A 21,044-nucleotide genomic window follows, 5' to 3' on the forward strand; every position below is an offset into this window, starting at 1 on the left:
ATCAAAGCTGTATAAATTCCTTTCTCAGAATCCACAGAAATTAATTGGTTACCAGTCATCTTGCACCATGCTTCTACATCTTTTGCAAATCCAGGATCGGTAACCTTCTGTTGCAAGCGTTGCCCATTTTCCAATTGATCCATCTCTTTTTTCAATTTGATGATTGGACCAGGACATTGCAAACCGCAAGCATCAACTTCTATTACCTTTGTATCTGTGTTGGTTCCTTTATTTTCAGATTTGGGTTTCCCTCTGTAGATATGACTGTCTCTTGCAATATAACTCGACTCAAAAATATCTTCATTACTTTGTTTACAGGTTGCATGTTCGTAAGTTTTGTAGCCACCACTTAGGTTGTATACTTCCGAAAATCCTTTTTGCATTAAAATACGTGCGGCAAAATATCCTCTTAAACCAACACCACAATAAATAACAATCTTTTTATCTCTCGGAATTTCATCCAGGCGGTTTCTGATCTGATCAACTTCGATATTTACCGATCCCTCAATATTTCCCAATTCATATTCATCCGGAGTTCTAACATCCAAAATGAAGTTGTTTGGAGCATGAAGTTGATAAAGCTCATCCCAATGCATGATTTTCACCAATTCTTCGATGATATTTCCTGCAGTAAATCCAGCTTGGTTGACAGGATCTTTTGCAGACGAGTAGGGAGGAGCATAAGCATGTTCAATTTCTTGAAGATCGTAAATGGTGCCGTTATTTTGAAGAACTGTAGCAATCATATCCGTACGCTTGTCAACTCCTTCGTAGCCTAAAACTTGTGCTCCATATAGCTTCCCATTTTCTGGATGGAACATCAGTTTAATACTGGTAGGAGTTGCTCCTGGATAATATCCGGCATGTGATCCTCCATGAGTGATATTTGAGATGTAATTGATTCCTTCCTTTTTCAATACTTTCTCTGCCAATCCGGTAGACCCAACAGTCAAATCGAATACTTTAGCGATTGCTGTAGCAATTGCACCTTTGTATTCGTGTTTGTGACCCAATACCAAATTGTTAGCAAGCAAACGTCCTTGCTTATTAGCGGGACCGGCCAAATAAGCATTGGTATATTTTCCAGTAATAGGGTGAGGAAAGGCGATTGCATCCCCCAAAGCATAGATATGCTCATCACTGGTTTGTAGGTATTTATTAACTTGGATACCACCATTTGGAGCAAGATCAATTCCAGCTTCTTTAATTAATTTTGTCTCAGGACGAACACCAATTGATAGAATAACCATATCGGCTTCAATTTTTCTTCCCGATTGTAAACGAATTTCAAGATAATCGCCTTTGCGATCAAATTCACTTACTCCATCCTTTAAAAAAAATTCTACTTTCTTAGTTTTCAGATGCTGATGAACTACTGCTGCCATTTCATAGTCCAATGGAGTCATTACCTGTTCTGCCATTTCAACTATAGTAACCATCATTCCCAGGTGGTGAAGGTTTTCTGCCATTTCCAGTCCAATGAAGCCTGCACCTACTACAACGGCTTTTTGTGGCTTGTTTTCATTGTAGTAAGCTTTTATTTTATCTGTATCTTTTACATTTCTTACAGTGAAAATTGCAGAATCGTTGATGCCAGGAATAGGAGGCTTAATTGGTTCAGCTCCTGGTGAAACAATCAGTTTATCGTATGTTTCTATATATACAGTATTGCTTTTTAAATCTTTTACTTCAACTTCTTTCTTCTCTCTGTTGATTTTAATTACTTCATTAAGTATTCTCACATCCACATTTAGTCTTTTGTTGAAACTTTCAGGAGTTTGTAACAAAAGATGTTCCCTTTCGGTGATTACATCTCCTACATAGTAAGGCAATCCACAGTTTGCATATGAAATGTGTTCACCTCTTTCAAACATGATTATTTCTGCTGATTCATCCATTCTTCGAAGACGAGCAGCCGTTGTTGCACCTCCTGCAACTCCACCAACAATTAAATATTTCGCCATTGTATATCTTGTAATAATTATATCTGTACAAAAATAAACATCCAGATATCTAGATGTAATAGGTGCAAAAGTAAGATTTGATTTAATGGATACAAGACTTCTGTACAGTTTTGAGATGTGTTTTGTAGCATGTTTTTAACCTATGTGCTTGTTAGTTGTTGAATATCTGTTTCATATGTAAGGTGTGATATATCTCACACTGTATTAAATTGAGAAATATCTCAATATTATTATCGTGGAATTTAACTTACTCTACAAGTAATGAGCATCTAGAGCATTACAAAAGATCAGGAATAAGGAAATCTATCAGCAAAATAAATGTGATAAATGCACGGGTAAAAAGGTAAAATAGGCTTATTTTCGTTTTAAGGATAATACCGATTTTTAATTAGTAAGCGCTATTTGTTCGTATCACTCCAAATGTAGAACTAATTATATATCGGCATTTTAATTTAAAATTTCAGAGTAAGTTTTAAGCGAAACTATGAAATTTAAATGGTGTAAATTACAGTATGATAAAATTTGATAATGTAAGCTTAAAATTCTCAGATCAAATTATTTGTGAGAGACTTAATTTCGATGTAAAATGTGGCGATTCATTTTGTTTGAGTGGGCCTTCTGGAAAAGGAAAATCGACTCTGTTGAAATTGATGCTTGGAATTATTTTACCTGATTCTGGTGATATATTTATAGATGGTCACAAACTTGCTTCTGATAATGTTGAAGAACTCAGAAAACAAATGAGCTGGCTTCCTCAAAATGTTAATCTACCTGTTGATTCTGGACAAGACTGATAGAATTATTACAGTTGAATGAAAAACAGGTAGAAATGTTTAAGCATTATCTGCAGCAGCTTGAAATAAATAATGGAGAGCAGGAGAGAGTCTTTACTGAAATTAGTGGTGGACAAAAACAGAGAATTGTATTGGCAGTAAGTCTGAGCCTGCAAAAGCCAATTATATTATTAGATGAACCAACTTCTGCACTTGATGAAGAATCAATAGAACTATTGATTCAACTGGTGAATAGCCTTAAGGATAGGACCGTTGTATCTACTTCCCACAATAGCCAATGGGTGAAGAGTTGCTCAAATGTATTTGAATTGTAATGATTTGATAAAATCAATCTGGCATGCAAGAAATAGCTGATATTGGAATAATACACCTAATTGTTGGAGGTTTTTTAATGATCATCCCTATTGTGGGATTTTTGTATTTCAAAGTTAAAATTATCAAAGAAACTTTGATTGCAATGATTCGAATGATCATTCAACTGTCATTGGTGGCACTCTATCTTGAATATATTTTTGAATGGAATAATGCGTTCATTAATTCAGTCTGGGTAATTGCCATGGTGTTGGTTGGAACTTTCACTACCATTAAACGAACTGGCTTATCTTACAAGCATTTTGTACTTCCGTTTTTTATATCTGGATTGACCAGCATATTTATTGTAGATACCTTTTTTCTTGGTTTCATCATTCAATTGGATTATGTATTTGATGCCCGTTATTTCATTCCCATTTCTGGTATGATTTTAGGGAATGCATTAAATCACAATATTGTTGGAATTAGCAATTACTTTTCACGATTGCATAAAGAACAAGAATTGTATTTCTTTCTCTTGGTGAATACCAATAGTCAAAAACACTCCTTGTTACCATATATCCAATCAGCCATTAAGAGTGGTATGAACCCTTTAATTGCAACCATGTCGGTATTGGGCTTGATTTCCTTACCAGGAATGATGACAGGACAAATTTTGGGAGGTAGTTCTCCAGTGATAGCCATAAAATATCAGATTCTAATCATGATTGCCATATTTGTTGGATGTTCTTTAAATTTGATGGTAAGTATCATCTTGACCAATCGATTTGTATTTGATTCTTACGGTAGATTTAAACCGGGTATTTTTGCAGCTAAGAAATAACTTTTTGCCTTATGATGTGGTAGATAGATTAGTCTTGTGATATCTACGCAACCGTTTTCGTTATTTGAAATGAATCTAAAAAATCTCTGGGGAATATTTTTTTATTGGCTTTAATCCAAATAATGGTATTTTAGCAGCAAATAAAAGTAGAAAGCTCATTTGAGTTACAATCTATAAGTAGAAATGAAAGATTATTTTGAATTTTACTTTTACGTTCTCGCATACTTAGTATGTTTTTTTGAAATCTTCGGTGGATTATAAAATCCACCTCTTACCGTGATCCTTAAATTTTAGGGTCCGTTTTCCTATACACAATAATTTGTAACTGAGTTTTTGAATTTGAAGTATTTTTTACTTCAAATCGTAAAATCACATCTCTCGCATACCTGCAATTTTAGATTGCAAGTTGTCTGAACATATAGAAAACTAAATAGTTAAACAAATATAACATGCAAAAGTCTTTACTATTAGGTGTTGAAGCCATTGCACAAGGTGCAATCGATGGCGGAATGTCTGGAGTTTATGCTTATCCAGGAACACCTTCAACCGAAATTACAGAGTACATTCAACACTCTAAGCAAGCACAACAATTAAATATTCACAGAGACTGGGCAGCCAATGAAAAGACTGCTATGGAATCTGCATTGGGAATGTCATATGCTGGAAAACGTTCTATGGTGTGTATGAAACACGTAGGTTTGAACGTTGCTGCTGACTGTTTTATGAATGCTGCAATTACTGGGGCAAATGGTGGTATGTTGATCGTTGTTGCTGATGACCCATCAATGCACTCTTCTCAGAACGAGCAGGATTCACGTGTGTATGGTAAGTTTGCCATGATGCCAATCCTTGAACCATCTAACCAGCAAGAAGCATATGATATGGCTCGTTTCGGATTTGAATTGTCTGAAGCTTGTGAAATTCCAGTATTAATGAGAATTACTACTCGTTTGGCTCACTCTCGTGCAGGAGTTACTCGCGCTGCTGAGGTTGTTGCTCAAAACGACATGAAGTTACCAGAAGACAAAGTACAGTTCGTATTGCTTCCAGGTATCGCGCGTAAGCGTTACAAGTTGTTGTTGAACAACCAGGCAAAATTCGAAACTGCTTCTGAAGAATCACCATATAACAGCTATAACGAAGGTACTGATAAATCAATGGGTATTATTGCTTGTGGTTTAGGTTACAACTATTTAATGGAGAATTATCCTAACGGAGAATGCCCGTATCCAGTTGTAAAAGTAAGCCAGTACCCAATTCCTCGCACAATGATTCAAAAAATCACCAGCGAGTGCGATAAGGTAATGGTATTGGAAGAAGGATATCCTGTAGTTGAAGAAATGTTGAAAGGATATTTGGAAAAAGAAGCTGTAATCGGTCGTTTGGATGGTACTCTTTCTCGCGATGGTGAGTTGACACCTGAAATGGTTGGTAGAGCTTTAGGTTTTGATGTTGAAGAAGGTGCCGAAGTTCCAAGCTTGGTATCTGCTCGTCCACCAGCATTGTGTGTTGGATGTTCACACATTGATGTATATACTGCATTGAACGAAGTTGTAGCTGAGTATGGTGCAGGTCGTGTATTTGCAGATATAGGTTGTTACACTCTAGGTGCATTGCCTCCATTTAATGCTATCAACTCATGTGTAGATATGGGTGCTTCTATAACCATGGCTAAGGGTGCTGCTGATGCAGGATTGATTCCATCGGTTGCAGTAATTGGTGACTCTACATTTACTCACTCGGGTATGACTGGTTTATTGGATGCTATTAACGAAAAGACTCCAATTACAGTAATTATTTCTGATAACGAGTCTATTTCTATGACTGGAGGTCAGCATTCATCTGCTAAAGGTAAATTGGAATCAATTTGTGAAGGTTTGGGTGTTGAGCCAGAACATTTACATGTATTAACTGCTGTACCTAAAAAACGTGATGATTTAAAAGATCTTCTTCGCAAAGAATTTGAATACCAAGGAGTATCTGTAATTATTCCTCGTCGTGTTTGTGTTCAGAAGAACGTTCGCGATCAGAAAATCAAGAAAGCCGCTATAGCAAAAGCAGCTGCTAAAGCATAATTCAATTAATAACCTGAAAAACTAAAAAGACGATGAAAACAGATATGGTCATAGCAGGTGTTGGTGGTCAAGGGATTTTATCCATTGCTGCTGCTTTAGGATCTGCTGCTCTAGAAAATGATTTATATATGAAGCAAGCTGAAACTCATGGTATGAGTCAGCGTGGTGGTGATGTTCAGTCATTCATGAGAATTTCTGACAAGCCAATTTATTCAGATTTGATTCCAAAAGGAGGTGCTGATATCATTTTATCAGTTGAGCCAATGGAAGCGCTTCGTTACCTGCCTTACTTAAAGCAAGGTGGATACGTAGTAACCAACTCAACTCCATTCGTGAACATTCCTGATTACCCGGAAATGGAAAAGTTAGAGAAGACAATTAAAGATCTTCCAAACTACGTTTTGATCGATGCTGATAAGATTGCTGAGGAAACAACTGGTTCTAAGCGTGCTTTCAACTTCGTAATGTTGGGTGCTGCTTCACCATTTATCGATGTTCCTTTCGAGTATCTTGAAGCAGGTATTCGTAAGATTTTCGAAAGAAAAGGAGAGGAAGTAATCGAAATAAATATTAAAGCACTTCACGCAGGACGTAAGTTTGCTGAGGAAAACAAATAATACCGTAGTATAGTAACAAATATTCCGGTATTATGCCGATGGATATTTGATATTCAATATCAAGTTTATGCAGATAGAGAATTAATCAAATACCAATCGGTATAGTATTTGTACCTAACCTAGACTACTATAACTCAGAATCCCCGTCAGGAATTTTCCTTTCGGGGATTTTTTGTTTCCAATTAGAGAAGATCTTAACCTGTACTTATTTATATTTTAAGTATTAGAGTTTTTTTTCTAGTACTACCATAGGTTTATTTCCAATGTAAGACGACAAGTTAATCTAGTACTAGTCAAGACTTTTTTCTACTACTAGAGAGTAATCTCATCCTGCACTGGTCATCGGTTTAATCTAATGCTAGAAAATAATTTTATCAATCTTCAGATGATTTAAATAGCCAGCTCTAATTTAAAAGCATTGCACTTTTATGAGTAAGTTAAAATTTAGTTTAATCAGGATATGTCAATGTGAAGGCCATATTTTTATTGAATTGTTTATAATAATGTTTTACTTTGCGCAAAAATTAAAACTTTGGCAAAAAAGAAGAAAAATAAACTGTTAAGTTGGATATGGTACTTTGTTGTGGTGCTAATTGTTTTGGGCATTGGCTTTAATCTTCCATCTTTAAATTGGTTAGAATTCAATTTAAAATTGGCCTTACAAATCATCATTACCACAAGCATTGCAAGTTTTATAGGTAATCTTATCGAGGAGAGAAACTGGTCACAATTGATGAAGCGATTTACCAGTCCGATTACCCGATGGGCAAAACTGCCAAATATTTCCGCTACCGCTATATTTAGTTCATTTTTCTCTTTGATTACTGCAAACAGTATGCTTACATCTGCATACGAAAACAATCAGATGAGTCGCAAACAACTTCGAGTAAGTGCAATGTGTACTTCTTTCATGAGTTATTTGTACCATAGCCTTCGAATCATGTATCCAACCATTGCAGCAGTGGGAGTGGTTGGAGCCAGTTACTTTGGATTGCTTTTCGGATTGGGTTTTCTTGTAGTTTTAATAGCCTTATTGGCATCGAGATATAGCAAAACGATTCCTGATATTCAGAATGATATTCAAGTTGAGAAAGAGGAGAGAAGTGCTGATACCTGGAGGGTGAGCATAGAGAAAGCTCGCAAAAAAACTTACTTGGTGGTGCAAAGGATGTTCCTTATCGCAATCCCGATGTTTTTGTTTTTCTCTTTTTTAAATGAAATTGGTTTTTTCGATTTATCGGATAGTTTGTTTAAATCTTCAAGTTTGAGAGAGTACTTTCCTCCGGAATCTGTTGCTGTGGCAAGTTCTATGTTGGGCGGCATTCTTAGTGCAGCTACTGTTGCTGCAGGCTTTTTAAAAACTGGAAGTTTACAGGCTTCTCATGTTTTAATAGCTTTGCTAATGGGCAATATTATTTCACTTCCCATAAGAAGTTTAAGAAGAAGTTTGCCATCAGCAATGAGTGTTTTTCCTGCTAAAGAAGCACTTGTAATTGTATTGCTAAATCAAGGAAGTAGGTTGGTGAGTAATATATTATTATTAGGAACGATATTACTACTGATGTATTATCATATCATTTAAAAAGCAGACTGCTTGTACTTGTTTCGGTAAGTATAGATGCTATAAATTGCTTTTGACTCAGGCCATTCACCTGAGTCTTTTGATCGAATCATTAATTACAATCAGAGCATTGGTTTAGCAATTCATCCGCCTCTTCGAGCATAGGCATTATATTTTCACCAATAAGCATAATGGTTGGCATTTCAAGAGGATTTTGCTCCAATTTACTCATGAAATTGCTCAAGTTTCCAAATAGCATCTTTTCGTCTGGATAGGATACTTTCGAGATCGCACAAATGGAAGTGTCTGCTTTAACACCATTTCCAATTAGTTTGTCAATGATACTACCAAGGTTATTCAAACCCATGTATATCATTACAGGAGTTCCCAGTTGAATCATGCTTGAAACGGCATCGAACTGTTTCATGTCGCCATCCAAAGTAGTGCCTGTACAAAATAATAGGGTGCGGTTTATTGAGCGCTCGGTAATTGGAATTTGGCAATGGTTTGCCGCAGCAATACCAGCTGTAATTCCTGGGACAAGTTCATAATCAATCTTTTCGTTTCGAAGAAAGCGTACTTCCTCAATTCCTCGACCAAAGATTAGAGGGTCGCCGGTTTTTAAACGAACAACACGTTTGCTTTCTTCAACACCTTTTTTCATTAAGGCATTGATTCTACACATGCGCTTTATTTGGTCCTGCTGATCTTTATAAGTTTTCCCAACATAGATTTTTTCACAACTCTCAGGAAGCATTTCAAGAATTTGTTTTCCAAGCAAAGCATCGTATAATACCATGTCTGCCTCCATTAAAACCCTGTGAGCTTTTACCGTCAATAAATCCGGATCTCCAGGTCCTGCCCCTACAATGTACAATCTATGTTGCATTTCAGTTCTCTTATATGATCAATTCTACTTCTGTAATTTATAGGATCACAAAAGTAGAATATTCTTAAAGAACCTCAAGTAAATTCAATTTAAATTGTGTCAAGAGGACTTGTGTAAATAAATTTATAATTCAATTTCTTGATTAATTTGGATGAATCAACCCATTTGTAAGCCATTTGTTCATCTTCTAGAAATTCAGGTTCGGGCAGATTGGCTGCACGAGCTGCTTTTTGGTAAAAATCTTTTCGAGTTGGGTGCTCCGGACAGCAAGCATTAAAAACATCTCCCCAAACATCTTGCCTGATAATCTCAGATATGATTTTCACGCAATCATCCTGGTGAATTAGATTTACCGGAACCAAACCATTTTTTAATTTCTTTTTGTTCGATAAAAATCTTCCAGGATGGCGATCATAGCCTATTAAACCACCAAAGCGTAATATGGTAGTTTCAAAATCATTTGATTGGGAGAGTATTTCTTCCGCCATAACTAAAGCTTTACCACTTGCCTTTTCAGGAGTTAATTGAAGCTCTTCGGTAACTTTTTCAAGTGTATTTGGATAAACGGAGGTACTACTAATGAATAGTATTTTTTTTACGCCATGTTTTTGGGCGTTCTGTTTTAGAGCCTCAATTTGTTTGGGATAGAAGGTGTCAATATCCTCTCTTCGTTTAGGAGGAATACTGCATACTATAAGATCTGTATTAAAAAAATCATCATCACTACACACCTCTAAATGTGGATTTAATACTACTTGGTAGGCTTTTAGTCCAAGTTGATGCAGCTCTTCCAGGTTTTCTTCTTGCATTACTGATCCTTTTACCTCAAAGCCTTGTGAAAGCAGTTTTTTGGCTAAAGCCAAACCTAGCCATCCACAACCAAGTATTGAGATGCGCTTCAAATTAGAAGTGTCTGTCATAGTTCAATGGATTTTATGAATTAGGTTTGTTTTCGTCAAGAATTTCGGTAATGCTCACCAGGCAGTTTGCAATTTCACGTTTAAAAGGATGATTTGGCATAATACCACTTTCAGCATCCAAGCCATTCAATATTCCCATCCAAATTGCACTAATTCCAAAACCAACCAAAATGTCTTTCTGATAATTTTTTACAAATACCTTTCTAAACTCTTCAGTAAAATTGTTGAATTTAACCGCGATTTGAAATGCATAACTTGAATCGGTATTATTTCTATTTTCAGTATGATAGTTAATTGCTTCAACAAATGCTGTGGCAAGTTGATTGGATTCAATTTCAATTTCGTTTCGCTTGTCCTGATTGATATCCATGTCATTAACTCCTTTTAGAATCAGATCATTGATATCCTTTGTATTTAGTGAATCCTTTAATAATATAGCGTCCATATTGTATTTGTATTTTATAAGAGGATCTAAAATAGTAGAAAAAACTGTGACTTGGATATTATTTATATTTCAAATGCTTTATTAATTTTGATTCATACTTAAAATAAACACTATTATAACCTTTAAAATTCACAGATGAAGAAACTATTATCACTTGTTATATTAGGCGGAATTATTGCATCGTGTACCCAAAAGCCAGATGCAAATCTGGAAATGAATCAAGTTGCAGAAAGTTACGTGAAAACCGTATTGGAGATTGGTCTTTACGATCCATTGTATGTAGATGCTTATTATGGGCCAAAAGAATGGAAGACAGAAGTGGAGCAGCGAAAAATGAATCAAATTCCATCGGCGGAGCTCTTGAAACGAATTGAAGATTTAAGTCAAAAAGTGAAGACGCTTGATGTTTCGGAAAAAGACGAAATGTTGAAATTGCGTAAGCTATACATGTTAAAACAATTTATTGCAGTTAAAGCAAGAATTGAAATGCTATCAGGAAAGAAATTTACATTTAATGAAGAATCTAATGCATTATATGATGCAGTAGTTCCTGATTTCGAAGACGAGCACTTTGCAGAAATTATCAATGAATTGGAAATATTGCTTCCTGGTAAAGGTAATTTAATCGATCGCCTGGCCAAATTTCAAAAGGATTTTGTAATTCCCAAAGACAAGGTAGATACTGTTTTTAGAGCTGCAATCGAAGAATCGCGCAAGAGAACAAAACAACATATTTCTTTGCCGGAAAATGAAAATTTTGAATTGGAATATGTTACCGATAAAGCTTGGGCTGGTTACAATTGGTATAAGGGGAACAACTTTAGCTTGATTCAGGTTAATATCGATTTTCCGATTCTTATCGATAGAGCCATTGATTTGGCAAGTCATGAGGGATATCCTGGACATCATGTTTACAATTCATTGTTAGAAAGTAATTTGGTGAAGGAAAGAGGATGGGTTGAGTTTTCTGTATATCCATTATTTAGCCCTCAATCATTAATTGCAGAAGGAACTGCAAATTATGGTATTAACGTGGTTTTTCCTCGCGAGGAAAGGATGAAGTTCGAGAAAGAAGTTCTATTTCCTTTGGCAGATTTAGATACCGAAAAAGTTGATTTGTATTACCAAATTCAAGAATTAACGCACGAGTTGACTTATGCCAGAACTTCGGCCATGAGAAATTATCTGGATGGAAAATGGACGAAAGAAGAAACCGGTAAATGGATGGAAAAATATGCTTTGCGCAAAGCAAATGAATCAACTTTCAGATTTCCGGAAACTTATCGTAGCTATATCATCAACTACAATTGGGGGCAAGATTTGGTGAAAGAATACGTAGAGAAAAGAGGAGGAGTGGAAACCAATCCCGATAAGCGTTGGGAGATTTTTACGCATTTAATTTCGACACCTCAAGTTCCAACCAATTTAAAATAACTAGAAACAATTATACAACGCCATTGAAATTCATCAATGGCGTTTTTCTTTAAAAATCACTACAAGTAGGTATATGTTGTTAGGCTGATAAAAACTAGCTTTGAATAGAATGATTTTTAATGCTAAGCATATGAATTACCAAAATGAGGAATTGCCAAAAGGAGCAATAAAAGTGGGAAGTACACCTAGTATGAATGAGGAGACAGTAAAGCCTGCCATACTAAAATCGCATTTAGCCCCAAAAGGTAAAATTGGTTTGTTGGTGGTAGAAGAGGGGCATTGCCAATATGTATGGGAAGATGAAGAAGGACCTGCTTTAGATGCTGATCCGCAACATCCGATTGTTATTTATCCTGAAAGATATCATCATGTAATAATAACCGGACCTGTAAAGTTTAGAGTAGAGTTTTATACTCTATTGGATAAGGTGATTGAAATAAAGCACCCTGAAGAGAAGGAAAGACCGGGACAAGATTTTTTATAGCTGCAAGAAACAGTGAGAAAAAGCCATTGAAATTGTTTTCAATGGCTTTCTTATTTTTGTTTACGTAAGTTTTTTCAGACCAAAAGTTAGCGTTGCTGCACTAATTATTAGAATTAAGGACAAGATTTTATGGGATCAATTTTCAAATTCACTTAATATGAGAATTTTGATCATATCATTAACAAAATTGAATGACATTGGATTTGTGGGTAAGCGCATCATATACCAATAGTTTACCTGATAGAACTTCACCAATTTCAAGAATGATTTTAATTGTCTCACAAGCTTGCATACTACCTATGATTCCAGCAAAACGCCCAGGACTCCCGAAGGAAGACTTGCTTCCTCTGGTGTTTCAGGAAACAAATCGAAATAGGAGGGCCCATTTTGATAATTAAAGACAGCAATTTGCCCTTCGAATTCTCCAATGGATGCATGAACAAATGCTTTTTCCTGTTTTTTTGTCACTTTATCAATGCATTTTCGTGAGTTAAAATTATCCGTTGCACCTACTACAATATCATATTTAGAAATGATTTCATGTGCATTATCATCATCCAGCATGACTGAATAGCAGGATATTTTCACATCAGAATTCAATTGATTTAATGTTGCTTTGGCTTGCTCAGCTTTCGATTTACCAATTTCATTTTCTCGGTAAAGGATTTGTCTTTGAAGGTTGGAAAGACTTACATTATCGGCATCGACAATACCAATTTCACCCACTCCGGCAGCTACAAGATATTGAAGAACCGGAGCTCCTAAGCCTCCGGCACCTACTACCAAAACTTTAGCATCTAATAATTTCTTTTGTCCTGATTCGCTAATTTCAGACAAAATAATATGTCGATTGTATCTCTCTTTCTGAATTTCGTTCATATTACTATTGTTGCATAAAGTTATCCCAATCTTTCCAAACAACTTCGTAGCCATTGGTTTGAATCATCTTGGCAATTTCAGAAGGACTTCTGTCATCGTTTACAGAAAACTGTTCCAATGATTCCTTTGCATTCGTGTACCCGCCAGGATTGGTTTTAGAACCAGCGCTATATGAAGTTGCACCAAGTTGTAACATGTTGTCCCTGAATTTTTCACTTTCTCTGGTTGATAGTGAAATCTCAATGTGATGATTCAAAATCCGATATGCAGTGATCAGTTGTGCCAGGTCTTTTTGAGTGGTTTCATAATTAGGCTGAAATCCACCAGCGTGAGGACGAAGACGAGGGAAGGAGATGGAATATTTACTCTTCCAGTATTTTTTCTCAAGATACTGAAGATGAAGTGCGGTAAAGAAAGTATCAACGCGCCAATCTTCTAATCCTAGCAAACAACCTAAGCCAATCTTGTGTACGCCGGCTTCCCCCAATCTGTCAGGCGTTTCCAATCGGTATTGATAATTCGATTTTTTTCCCGCCGGATGATATTTTTTGTAATTGGTTTCGTTGTAGGTTTCCTGATAGATGTAAACTGTATTCAATCCCTTGTGAGTCAATTTCTCATACTCATCAGTTGATAAAGGTTGTGCTTCAAGCGAAATCAATGAGAATTGATCTTTTATGCTATCCATCATTTCTCCTATATAATCGCATCCACAGTTTTTTTGATCTTCACCGCTAACCAAAAGAATGTGTTCAAATCCTAACTTTTTAATCTCTTCAGCTTCCTGTTTAATCTCTTTAGAAGTAAGGATTTTGCGATCAAATTTATTTTTGTGATTGAATCCACAATAAACGCAAGTGTTGGTGCAGGAGTTCGAGATGTACAAAGGAATGTACATCTGGATGCACTTGCCAAATCGCTTTTGTGTGAGCTGTTTGCTTTTTTGCGCCATTGCTTCCAAACAGGCAGTAGCAGCTGGTGAAATGAGGGCTTGAAAATCATGCAAATCAATCTTCTCTTTTTCCAGAGCTCTTTTCACATCGGCTTCCGTTTTTGAGTAGATCTGTTTCCTGACTTCTTCCCAATTGTATTTTTGTATTTCGTTATAGAAACTCATAAGTGTAAGATTAGTTGATTAGTCCAAATCATCAAGAAAAGCAGTTAAAGGACTGCTGGCATTGGCACCAACTGATCGTTCCGCTAATTTTGCCTCATATGCCATTCTTCCTGCTTCAACTGCCATTTTAAAAGCTTTAGCCATTTCAACTGGGTTTGGAGATACAGCGATTGCAGTGTTTACAAGCACGGCATCAGCGCCAAGTTCCATGGACGCTGCAGCATGAGAAGGAGCTCCAATTCCTGCATCAACCACTACCGGCACATTGCTTTGTTCGATGATGATTTTTAAGAAATCGATGGTTTGTAGTCCGTTGTTTGATCCAATAGGAGAACCCAATGGCATTACGGCAGCTGTTCCAATTTCTTCCAGTTTTTTACAAAGAACTGGATCGGCTTGTATGTAAGGCAATACATGAAAGCCCAGTTTCACCAGTTCCTCTGCCGCCTTTAAAGTTTCTTCACCATCAGGGAGCAAATATTTTGGATCGGGATGAATTTCCAGTTTTAGCCAATTGGTTTCCAGGGCCTCACGAGCCAATTGTGCTGCAAATACTGCTTCTTTTGCATTTCTGACTCCTGAAGTGTTAGGCAATAGGTTGACATTAGGAATATTGAGATGCTGTATCATGTTGTCATTCTCATCCTTAATGTCAATTCTTTTCAATGCCATAGTTACCAGTTCTGATCCTGAAGCTTCAATGGCTTGTTTCATTATTTCGTTTGAGCTGAACTTTCCGGTTCCTGTGAACAAACGCGATTTGAATATTTTGTCTCCTAGTTTTAAATCATTCATGAGTTTGGTTGTTTAGTGTTTTTAATAAAGCTCCTGAGATGGCAACTCCATACATTCCCGCTTCCAACAGTTTTTCAATTTCATCCAGAAGTATTCCTCCAACGGCAACAAGTGGAATTTCGATTCTTTGTACATTCATTTCTGAAATGATTCTTTGATATCCTTCCATTCCAACAATAGGGCTTAGCTTCTTCTTTGTAGTAGTATGCCTGAATGATCCCACACCAACATAATCGGCACCACGTGATTTTTGAAGAATGATATCATCTAATGTGTTAGCCGTTCCTCCAATAATCATTTCGCTGCCCAGAATTTTTCTGGCTTCATCAATGGGAGTATCTTTCAGACCAAGGTGAAGGGCATGAGCACCAATTTCTTTGGCAATATCAATGGAATCGTTTATAATTAAAGTTCCATTGCTCATATTGGCATATTGCAACGCTCTTGTTGCTTCCTCCAAAATTTCTTCCTTACTGCTGTTTTTCATCCTGATTTGAACTGCCTCAATGCCTTTTTCAAATGCCAGTTTTGCTTGCATGGAGTGAGACAATTCATGATGGTCTTGTGTAATGTATTGAATTTTAGGAATTGCTCTTTTCATATATGCTTTGGATTATAGAGTAAATTTTTTTGAAATTTGATCGAATCTTATCCTGATTTTGATGAGGATCATTGGTCCAAACAGCACCTAAAACAGCAAAGCCATCGAATCCCAATTCTCTAATTTGTTCCATATTTCCGGCTGCTATTCCTCCAAGTGCATGTACCTGAATCTTTCTGGACTCATTGAGGAACTTTTTGATTTCATACACATCTAGCTTTCCCTTGTATCCTGGTTTTGAAATGCTATCGAAAATCGGACTCAGATAGACATAGTCATAGCCGTCATCTAACTTTCTGATTTCATCTATTGAATGGCAAGAAGTTCCTCTATAGCAATTTCCAGCCAGGTAATTTCCATTCTCTCTATTCAAAGTGGAGAAATGAATTCCTTTCACTTTGAACCTTTCAAGAATCTCAATCGAATTAGAGACTACTATTTTTTCATGTAGGTAATCAGGAATTTTTCTAAGGAAACTCTCGAGCTCATCATAACTTGCATCAGGTTTTCTCAAATGATAGGTAAAATCAAATTGATCCAGTAAAGAGGAAACAAGATCTGTTTCCCCTTTAAAAAATTCAGGATAAGAAATCAAAATCAAATACATTTCCTTAGCTGTACAGTTCATTACCAGCTTGTTCAAATTCTTTGGCTTTTTCCTGAGCCTTTTCAGCCAATTCACGTACCTCCATAGTAGCGCGCATCGAACAGAAGTTTTCACCGCACATTGAACAGAAATGAGTGGATTTGTAACCTTCATCCGGAAGTGTTTCATCATGGAATTTCATGGCTTTTTCGCTATCTAATGCCAACGAGAATTGATCTCTCCAACGGAATTCAAAGCGAGCTTTGCTCATTGCGTTGTCGCGATATTGAGCTCCAGGAAATCCTTTTGCCAAATCGGCTGCATGGGCTGCCAATTTAAAAGTGATTACACCTTCCTTTACATCATCTCGATTCGGTAATCCTAAATGTTCTTTTTGAGTTACGTAGCATAGCATGGCGGTACCATGCCAGGCAATCATTGCACCTCCAATTGCCGAGGTGATATGGTCATAACCAGGAGCAATATCAGTAACCAAAGGACCTAAGGTGTAGAAAGGAGCTTCGTCGCAATGTTTCAATTGCTCATCCATATTTTCCTTAATCATGTGCATTGGTACATGACCCGGGCCTTCAATGATAACTTGCACGAAATTTTCGCGCGCAATCTTGGTAAGATGACCTAAGGCTTCCAACTCTCCAAATTGTGCTTTGTCGTTGGCATCGGCCAAGCATCCTGGTCGCAATCCATCACCCAAAGAAACTGCCACATCGTATTTTGCCAGGATCTTACAGATATCTTCAAAATGAGTATAAAGGAAATTCTCTTTGTGATGATTTAGAATCCATTTCGCCAGGATTGATCCACCACGCGATACAATCCCGGTAGTTCTGTGGATGGTCATTGGAATGTGTTTCCAAAGCAAACCTGCATGAATGGTAAAGTAATCAACACCTTGTTCGCATTGTTCAATTAAAGTGTCTTTGTAAATTTCCCAAGACAAATCTTCTACTTTACCATTAACTTTCTCAAGCGCCTGGTACAATGGAACGGTTCCTACCGGTACCGGACTATTTCTAACAATCCATTCTCTCGTTTCGTGAATATTCTCACCAGTAGACAGATCCATAATGGTATCTGCGCCCCAACGGAATGCCCAAACAGCTTTTTCAACCTCTTCTTCTATGCTCGAAGTAGTAGGGGAGTTCCCAATGTTTCCATTGATCTTTACCAAAAAGTTTCTGCCAATAATCATTGGCTCTGCTTCTGGATGGTTGATGTTTGCCGGTAGAATGGCACGTCCTTTGGCAATTTCATTACGCACAAATTCTGGAGTAATGTGGGTTTCAGGAATCTGAGCACCCATGGGACAACCTTTGTGCTGAGCGTATTTTTCCTTGATCTTATCGATGCGTTGGTTTTCACGAATGGCAACATACTCCATTTCCGGCGTAATGATTCCCTTCTTGGCGTAGTAGTATTGCGATACATACTTTCCTTCCTTCGCCTTTAATGGTTGGGTGCTTACATGATCGAAGCGCAAATGATCTAGCTCTCATCCGTCAAACGGATGCGTCCATAATCCGACGACAGCCCATCAAGTTCTTCTACATCTTCACGATCAAGAATCCACTGTTTACGAAGTTTTGGTAATCCTTTTTCAAGATTTACCTCAATATTTTCATCCGTATAAGGGCCTGAGGTATCATATACCGTTACCGGATGATTCTTAATTACATTTCCATTTTTATCAGTGGTATCTGCCAATTCTATTTCGCGCATTGCCACTTCTATGTTATGGATTTTACCTTTTACATAGATTTTTTGGGAGTTTGGAAAACTACCTTGAGTAATGTTTTTTGTTTTCAATCTTCTATGAATTTAATTGTTCTTCTTGCATTAGAAGAGGCAATTAAGCGACAGAAGAATATTGAAAGTTTAAGCAGTGGAGCCTGGGATCATCCACCTTTTGTAGCCGAAACAATCAAAACTTTGTCGTTTTCCTGAAGTTGGTGAGATTCCCAATCCTGTTTTTTCACTACACAATTGTTTACTGCTACTGCAATACCTTTTTGATCCACGTATTCAGTCACCGATAAAAGTGTAAACAACGAAGCACAATCATCCAAAGCAATTGGATTACCATTACAAAAAATGTTCATTTTCAAAAAAGATTACAGGAGTAGAAACAGGAGATACATACATCCCTTGGCAGCATTACTTGCCCAGGTTCATAGGGTATAATCTCAGCCGTTACAGGCACCCCTTGTTAATAATGTTGACAAACTTAAATGAAATATTTTGAATTTTTACTGTAAACGATTGAAAAATTTATTGGGATGATTTTATTGTGGTGATATTCAGTAGAATAAAATGTTATTTATTTTACTCTTTTTTCTTCTTCAATTTCTCTTGCTTTAGATAAGGATGTAGCTACCAAACCAGCCGGAACCGTAACGACACCTACACCAATTAGCAATACAAAAAATGTAAAAATCTTACCTCCTACAGTGATCGGGTAAACATCACCATAGCCAACTGTGGTAAGAGTAACAATGGCCCACCACAAACTATGAAAAACAGAGGCGAATACTTTGGGTTGGGCCTCATTTTCAAAAAAGTATATTCCAGCTGCCGATAAAAAAATTAAGATACCTGTTACGATAAAGAACAGAATGATTTCTTCTTTTACAATTTTAGCTGCGATATGAAATCGGTGTAAAGCTCTGTTGTATCGAATCAACTTTAACGTTCTGAACACTCTAAAGATTCTGAATGCACGAATTGCTCTAAAATCCAAAGTTCCTTTAAGATAAAAAGGCAGTATGGCCAAAAGATCAATGATTCCATAGAAACTGAAGATGTATGAAAGAGGACGTTTTGAAACAAAAATTCTAAGGATGTATTCAGCGGAGAATATGATGATACAGAAGATCTCAAAATATCCCAGAAACTTTACTACATGAGGAGAATTATTAGGTAATGTTTCTACTGAGAATGAAATCAGCGAAAGCATAATTAGAGTTTGGATAAAATAATCGAATATTTTTCCATTTTTTGTTGTATTGTCTTCAACAATGCTTCTGATAATTTCCTTCATTACTGATAGATATGTTAAAAAATTCTTAAAAATAATTTAAAGTTATTCTAATTTATTAAAGATTGTTCCTATTCCTAAATTATACAATTATTGTAAAAAAGTATTAGAAATAAAATTTGTAATACCAAATTTGGATAAAAAAAATAATTACGCATACAACTTATAACGACAAGTTTATACGCTTTTGATGCGTCAGCTCATCTGTGAACCTTATAAGTATAAGTTTTTTCAATAAATCAGAAATTATGTTTTTAGGAGCTTGATTTTTCGAGTGTTATACATATTCAGAATTTGTATTATAAGTTGTTGGAATGCTTAAAAATAGTTAAAATTGCTTATCAAATAAGGATAGCAGTTATTAAGAGGAGGTGGTAGAGTATGGATTATTTGTTTGTGATTTGTTTGGCCATATTGGGATTTTTATGGTTTCCATCTTGTCGCGTAAGGCAAACCATTTATCTGATAAGATATTCTCAATTTGGCTTTTTCTTGTTGCCATAGCTGAACTAACTTTCTTTTTATCTTCTCAGAATCTATTTCACGATTTTCATTGGGTTTATGAATTAGCATGTGCCAGTCATGTGATGCATGGAACCATGTTCTATTTTTATATTTTGAGTCTTGTCGACCCAAACTTTAGTTTTAGCAAGAAGCATTTATTACACTTTATTCCTTTTGCTGTGTATATGGGATACAAAACAACTACCAAATCATTGGGATTGGTAGATTGTCTTGGTGAAGGCGGTTGTTCTCATTCCGATAATATCTACGCCATTATTTCTGTTTATTTGAAATTCTTGATCATTTTGGCCTATGTGGTAATGGGTTACTTGATGATATTAAAGTTTCAGAAAAATGAGATATTTTTAAAAGGAAATCCATACAGGTTGAAATGGATCAGTAGTATCGGAAATGGTGTAATGATACTGCTATCGGCGGTTTTCCTGATTAAATTACTAGGTGTTTTAGGCTTTCACTTTGTAATTGACCAGGTAATGCTTATTAATATTATTGTATCGGTGTTTGTGATATCATTTGTTTATATCTACAGTAAGTACTCCTACATATTTGCACATCCTATGAATAATAACATTGCTATTCCAACATCTGGGAGTACCAATTCAGGAAGTAATTCAATGGATGAAAATCCATATGATGAGCAATTTCAGAAAATTTGCAATTTCATTGAAACAAAGGAGGTGTATAAAGATGGTGATTTAACACTGCGAAAATTGTCTGATATGATTGATATGCCGGAACATATCATTTCACAAGCAATCAACCGCAGTGCAAATCGATCTTATTCTGATTTTGTGAATTCTTATCGTATTAACTATTTCATCCAACTGATAGATCAAAAAGCACACGAAGATAAAACCCTACTTTACCTGGCTTTCGATTGTGGATTCAATTCCAAATCTTCATTCAATCGTGTATTCAAGCAATTCCATGAAATTACTCCTACGGAGTATATCAAGTCAAAATCCTAAATCTTGCCCAATTTATAGGGATTCTACTTTATAGTTTAAGTTACAACTACAGAGTATTTAAATGGTGTTATTTCGTGAAATGACACATATTTAGTAAGACTGAGAATCAAAATACTGAGGTTATCTATTAATGATTCTGTTATTTTAAGTTAATAAAGTTTAAGACTCCTTTTCGTTAGTGCATGATGTAATAATGAAAA

The 21,044-nt window shown here is 36.2% G+C and carries 22 protein-coding genes; 9 read left to right on the forward strand and 13 right to left on the reverse strand.

Going from position 1 to position 21,044, the window contains the following annotated elements; translation table 11 throughout:
* A partial coding sequence (locus JCM15579_RS16365; protein WP_054721741.1) for a CoA-disulfide reductase occupies window positions 1-1,964 on the reverse strand: 1,964 nt, incomplete at its 3' end.
* Window positions 1,965-2,476: 512 nt separating this feature from the next.
* Between JCM15579_RS16365 and JCM15579_RS22045 the strand changes: the two genes are divergently transcribed.
* From JCM15579_RS22045 to JCM15579_RS16395, 6 genes are all read left to right on the forward strand, one after another.
* The gene (locus JCM15579_RS22045) at window positions 2,477-2,758 is read left to right on the forward strand and encodes an ATP-binding cassette domain-containing protein (RefSeq protein ID WP_054721743.1); all 282 of its coding nucleotides are present in this window, start codon (window positions 2,477-2,479) and stop codon (window positions 2,756-2,758) included.
* Window positions 2,759-2,772: 14 nt separating this feature from the next.
* Complete coding sequence (locus JCM15579_RS22050; protein WP_172677457.1) at window positions 2,773-3,072, forward strand: ATP-binding cassette domain-containing protein; 300 nt, start codon at window positions 2,773-2,775, stop codon at window positions 3,070-3,072.
* A 23-nt stretch (window positions 3,073-3,095) separates the two neighbouring features.
* Window positions 3,096-3,893, forward strand: coding sequence for an ABC transporter permease (locus tag JCM15579_RS16380; RefSeq protein ID WP_157471524.1), 798 nt, complete (start codon window positions 3,096-3,098; stop codon window positions 3,891-3,893).
* Between the two features lie 449 nt (window positions 3,894-4,342).
* Window positions 4,343-5,968 carry a thiamine pyrophosphate-dependent enzyme gene (locus JCM15579_RS16385; RefSeq protein WP_054721747.1) on the forward strand — a complete coding sequence of 542 codons (1,626 nt, stop codon included), beginning with the start codon at window positions 4,343-4,345 and terminating at the stop codon, window positions 5,966-5,968.
* Window positions 5,969-6,000: 32 nt separating this feature from the next.
* Window positions 6,001-6,585, forward strand: coding sequence for an indolepyruvate oxidoreductase subunit beta (locus JCM15579_RS16390; RefSeq protein ID WP_054721749.1), 585 nt, complete (start codon window positions 6,001-6,003; stop codon window positions 6,583-6,585).
* Window positions 6,586-7,117: 532 nt separating this feature from the next.
* The gene (locus JCM15579_RS16395; protein ID WP_054721750.1) at window positions 7,118-8,167 is read left to right on the forward strand and encodes a hypothetical protein; all 1,050 of its coding nucleotides are present in this window, start codon (window positions 7,118-7,120) and stop codon (window positions 8,165-8,167) included.
* 91 nt (window positions 8,168-8,258) lie between these two features.
* Here JCM15579_RS16395 and cobA read toward each other — a convergent pair whose 3' ends face one another.
* The 3 genes from cobA to JCM15579_RS16410 all read right to left on the reverse strand — a co-directional run bounded on the left by cobA (window position 8,259) and on the right by JCM15579_RS16410 (window position 10,400).
* Window positions 8,259-9,035 carry a uroporphyrinogen-III C-methyltransferase gene (cobA, locus tag JCM15579_RS16400; RefSeq protein WP_083464731.1) on the reverse strand — a complete coding sequence of 259 codons (777 nt, stop codon included), beginning with the start codon at window positions 9,033-9,035 and terminating at the stop codon, window positions 8,259-8,261.
* An 89-nt stretch (window positions 9,036-9,124) separates the two neighbouring features.
* A complete protein-coding gene (locus tag JCM15579_RS16405) occupies window positions 9,125-9,955 on the reverse strand; it encodes an NAD(P)H-binding protein (RefSeq protein WP_054721752.1) in 831 nt (276 codons plus the stop codon).
* Between the two features lie 13 nt (window positions 9,956-9,968).
* Complete coding sequence (locus JCM15579_RS16410) at window positions 9,969-10,400, reverse strand: hypothetical protein (RefSeq protein WP_054721753.1); 432 nt, start codon at window positions 10,398-10,400, stop codon at window positions 9,969-9,971.
* Window positions 10,401-10,535: 135 nt separating this feature from the next.
* Here JCM15579_RS16410 and JCM15579_RS16415 point away from each other — a divergent pair, with 135 nt between their 5' ends.
* Together JCM15579_RS16415 and JCM15579_RS16420 are read left to right on the forward strand one after the other, a co-directional pair.
* A complete protein-coding gene (locus JCM15579_RS16415) occupies window positions 10,536-11,834 on the forward strand; it encodes a hypothetical protein (RefSeq protein ID WP_218186206.1) in 1,299 nt (432 codons plus the stop codon).
* Window positions 11,835-11,964: 130 nt separating this feature from the next.
* Window positions 11,965-12,318 (forward strand): TehB-like domain-containing protein, encoded by a 354-nt coding sequence (locus tag JCM15579_RS16420; protein ID WP_172677458.1) that lies wholly within the window; start codon window positions 11,965-11,967, stop codon window positions 12,316-12,318.
* 297 nt (window positions 12,319-12,615) lie between these two features.
* Here JCM15579_RS16420 and JCM15579_RS16425 read toward each other — a convergent pair whose 3' ends face one another.
* From JCM15579_RS16425 to JCM15579_RS16460, 9 genes are all read right to left on the reverse strand, one after another.
* Window positions 12,616-13,197 carry a HesA/MoeB/ThiF family protein gene (locus tag JCM15579_RS16425; RefSeq protein WP_218186207.1) on the reverse strand — a complete coding sequence of 194 codons (582 nt, stop codon included), beginning with the start codon at window positions 13,195-13,197 and terminating at the stop codon, window positions 12,616-12,618.
* Between the two features lie 4 nt (window positions 13,198-13,201).
* A complete protein-coding gene (thiH, locus tag JCM15579_RS16430) occupies window positions 13,202-14,314 on the reverse strand; it encodes a 2-iminoacetate synthase ThiH (protein WP_054721757.1) in 1,113 nt (370 codons plus the stop codon).
* 18 nt (window positions 14,315-14,332) lie between these two features.
* Window positions 14,333-15,109: a thiazole synthase gene (locus tag JCM15579_RS16435; RefSeq protein ID WP_054721759.1), complete on the reverse strand. Its 777-nt coding sequence runs from the start codon at window positions 15,107-15,109 to the stop codon at window positions 14,333-14,335.
* Window positions 15,102-15,710 carry a thiamine phosphate synthase gene (gene thiE, locus JCM15579_RS16440; protein ID WP_054721761.1) on the reverse strand — a complete coding sequence of 203 codons (609 nt, stop codon included), beginning with the start codon at window positions 15,708-15,710 and terminating at the stop codon, window positions 15,102-15,104. The genes JCM15579_RS16435 and thiE overlap by 8 nt, the downstream gene beginning before the upstream one ends.
* Window positions 15,691-16,338, reverse strand: coding sequence for a thiamine phosphate synthase (locus JCM15579_RS16445; protein ID WP_054721762.1), 648 nt, complete (start codon window positions 16,336-16,338; stop codon window positions 15,691-15,693). The genes thiE and JCM15579_RS16445 overlap by 20 nt, the downstream gene beginning before the upstream one ends.
* Entirely contained in the window at window positions 16,322-17,797 is a 1,476-nt protein-coding gene (gene thiC / locus JCM15579_RS16450) for a phosphomethylpyrimidine synthase ThiC (protein WP_305067106.1), read from the reverse strand. Before thiC ends, JCM15579_RS16445 begins: the two co-directional genes overlap by 17 nt.
* 5 nt (window positions 17,798-17,802) lie before the next feature.
* Entirely contained in the window at window positions 17,803-18,123 is a 321-nt protein-coding gene (locus tag JCM15579_RS22135; protein ID WP_305067107.1) for a hypothetical protein, read from the reverse strand.
* Window positions 18,124-18,212: 89 nt separating this feature from the next.
* Complete coding sequence (gene thiS / locus JCM15579_RS16455; protein ID WP_054721763.1) at window positions 18,213-18,416, reverse strand: sulfur carrier protein ThiS; 204 nt, start codon at window positions 18,414-18,416, stop codon at window positions 18,213-18,215.
* Between the two features lie 218 nt (window positions 18,417-18,634).
* On the reverse strand, window positions 18,635-19,354 hold the full coding sequence (locus JCM15579_RS16460) for an ion transporter (protein WP_054721765.1): 720 nt from the start codon (window positions 19,352-19,354) through the stop codon (window positions 18,635-18,637).
* A 368-nt stretch (window positions 19,355-19,722) separates the two neighbouring features.
* Here JCM15579_RS16460 and JCM15579_RS16465 point away from each other — a divergent pair, with 368 nt between their 5' ends.
* A complete protein-coding gene (locus JCM15579_RS16465) occupies window positions 19,723-20,844 on the forward strand; it encodes a helix-turn-helix domain-containing protein (protein ID WP_054721767.1) in 1,122 nt (373 codons plus the stop codon).
* Window positions 20,845-21,044: the final 200 nt, after the last annotated feature.

The sequence above is a fragment of the Marinifilum fragile JCM 15579 genome, assembly GCF_001310955.1.
GTDB lineage: Bacteria > Bacteroidota > Bacteroidia > Bacteroidales > Marinifilaceae > Marinifilum > Marinifilum fragile.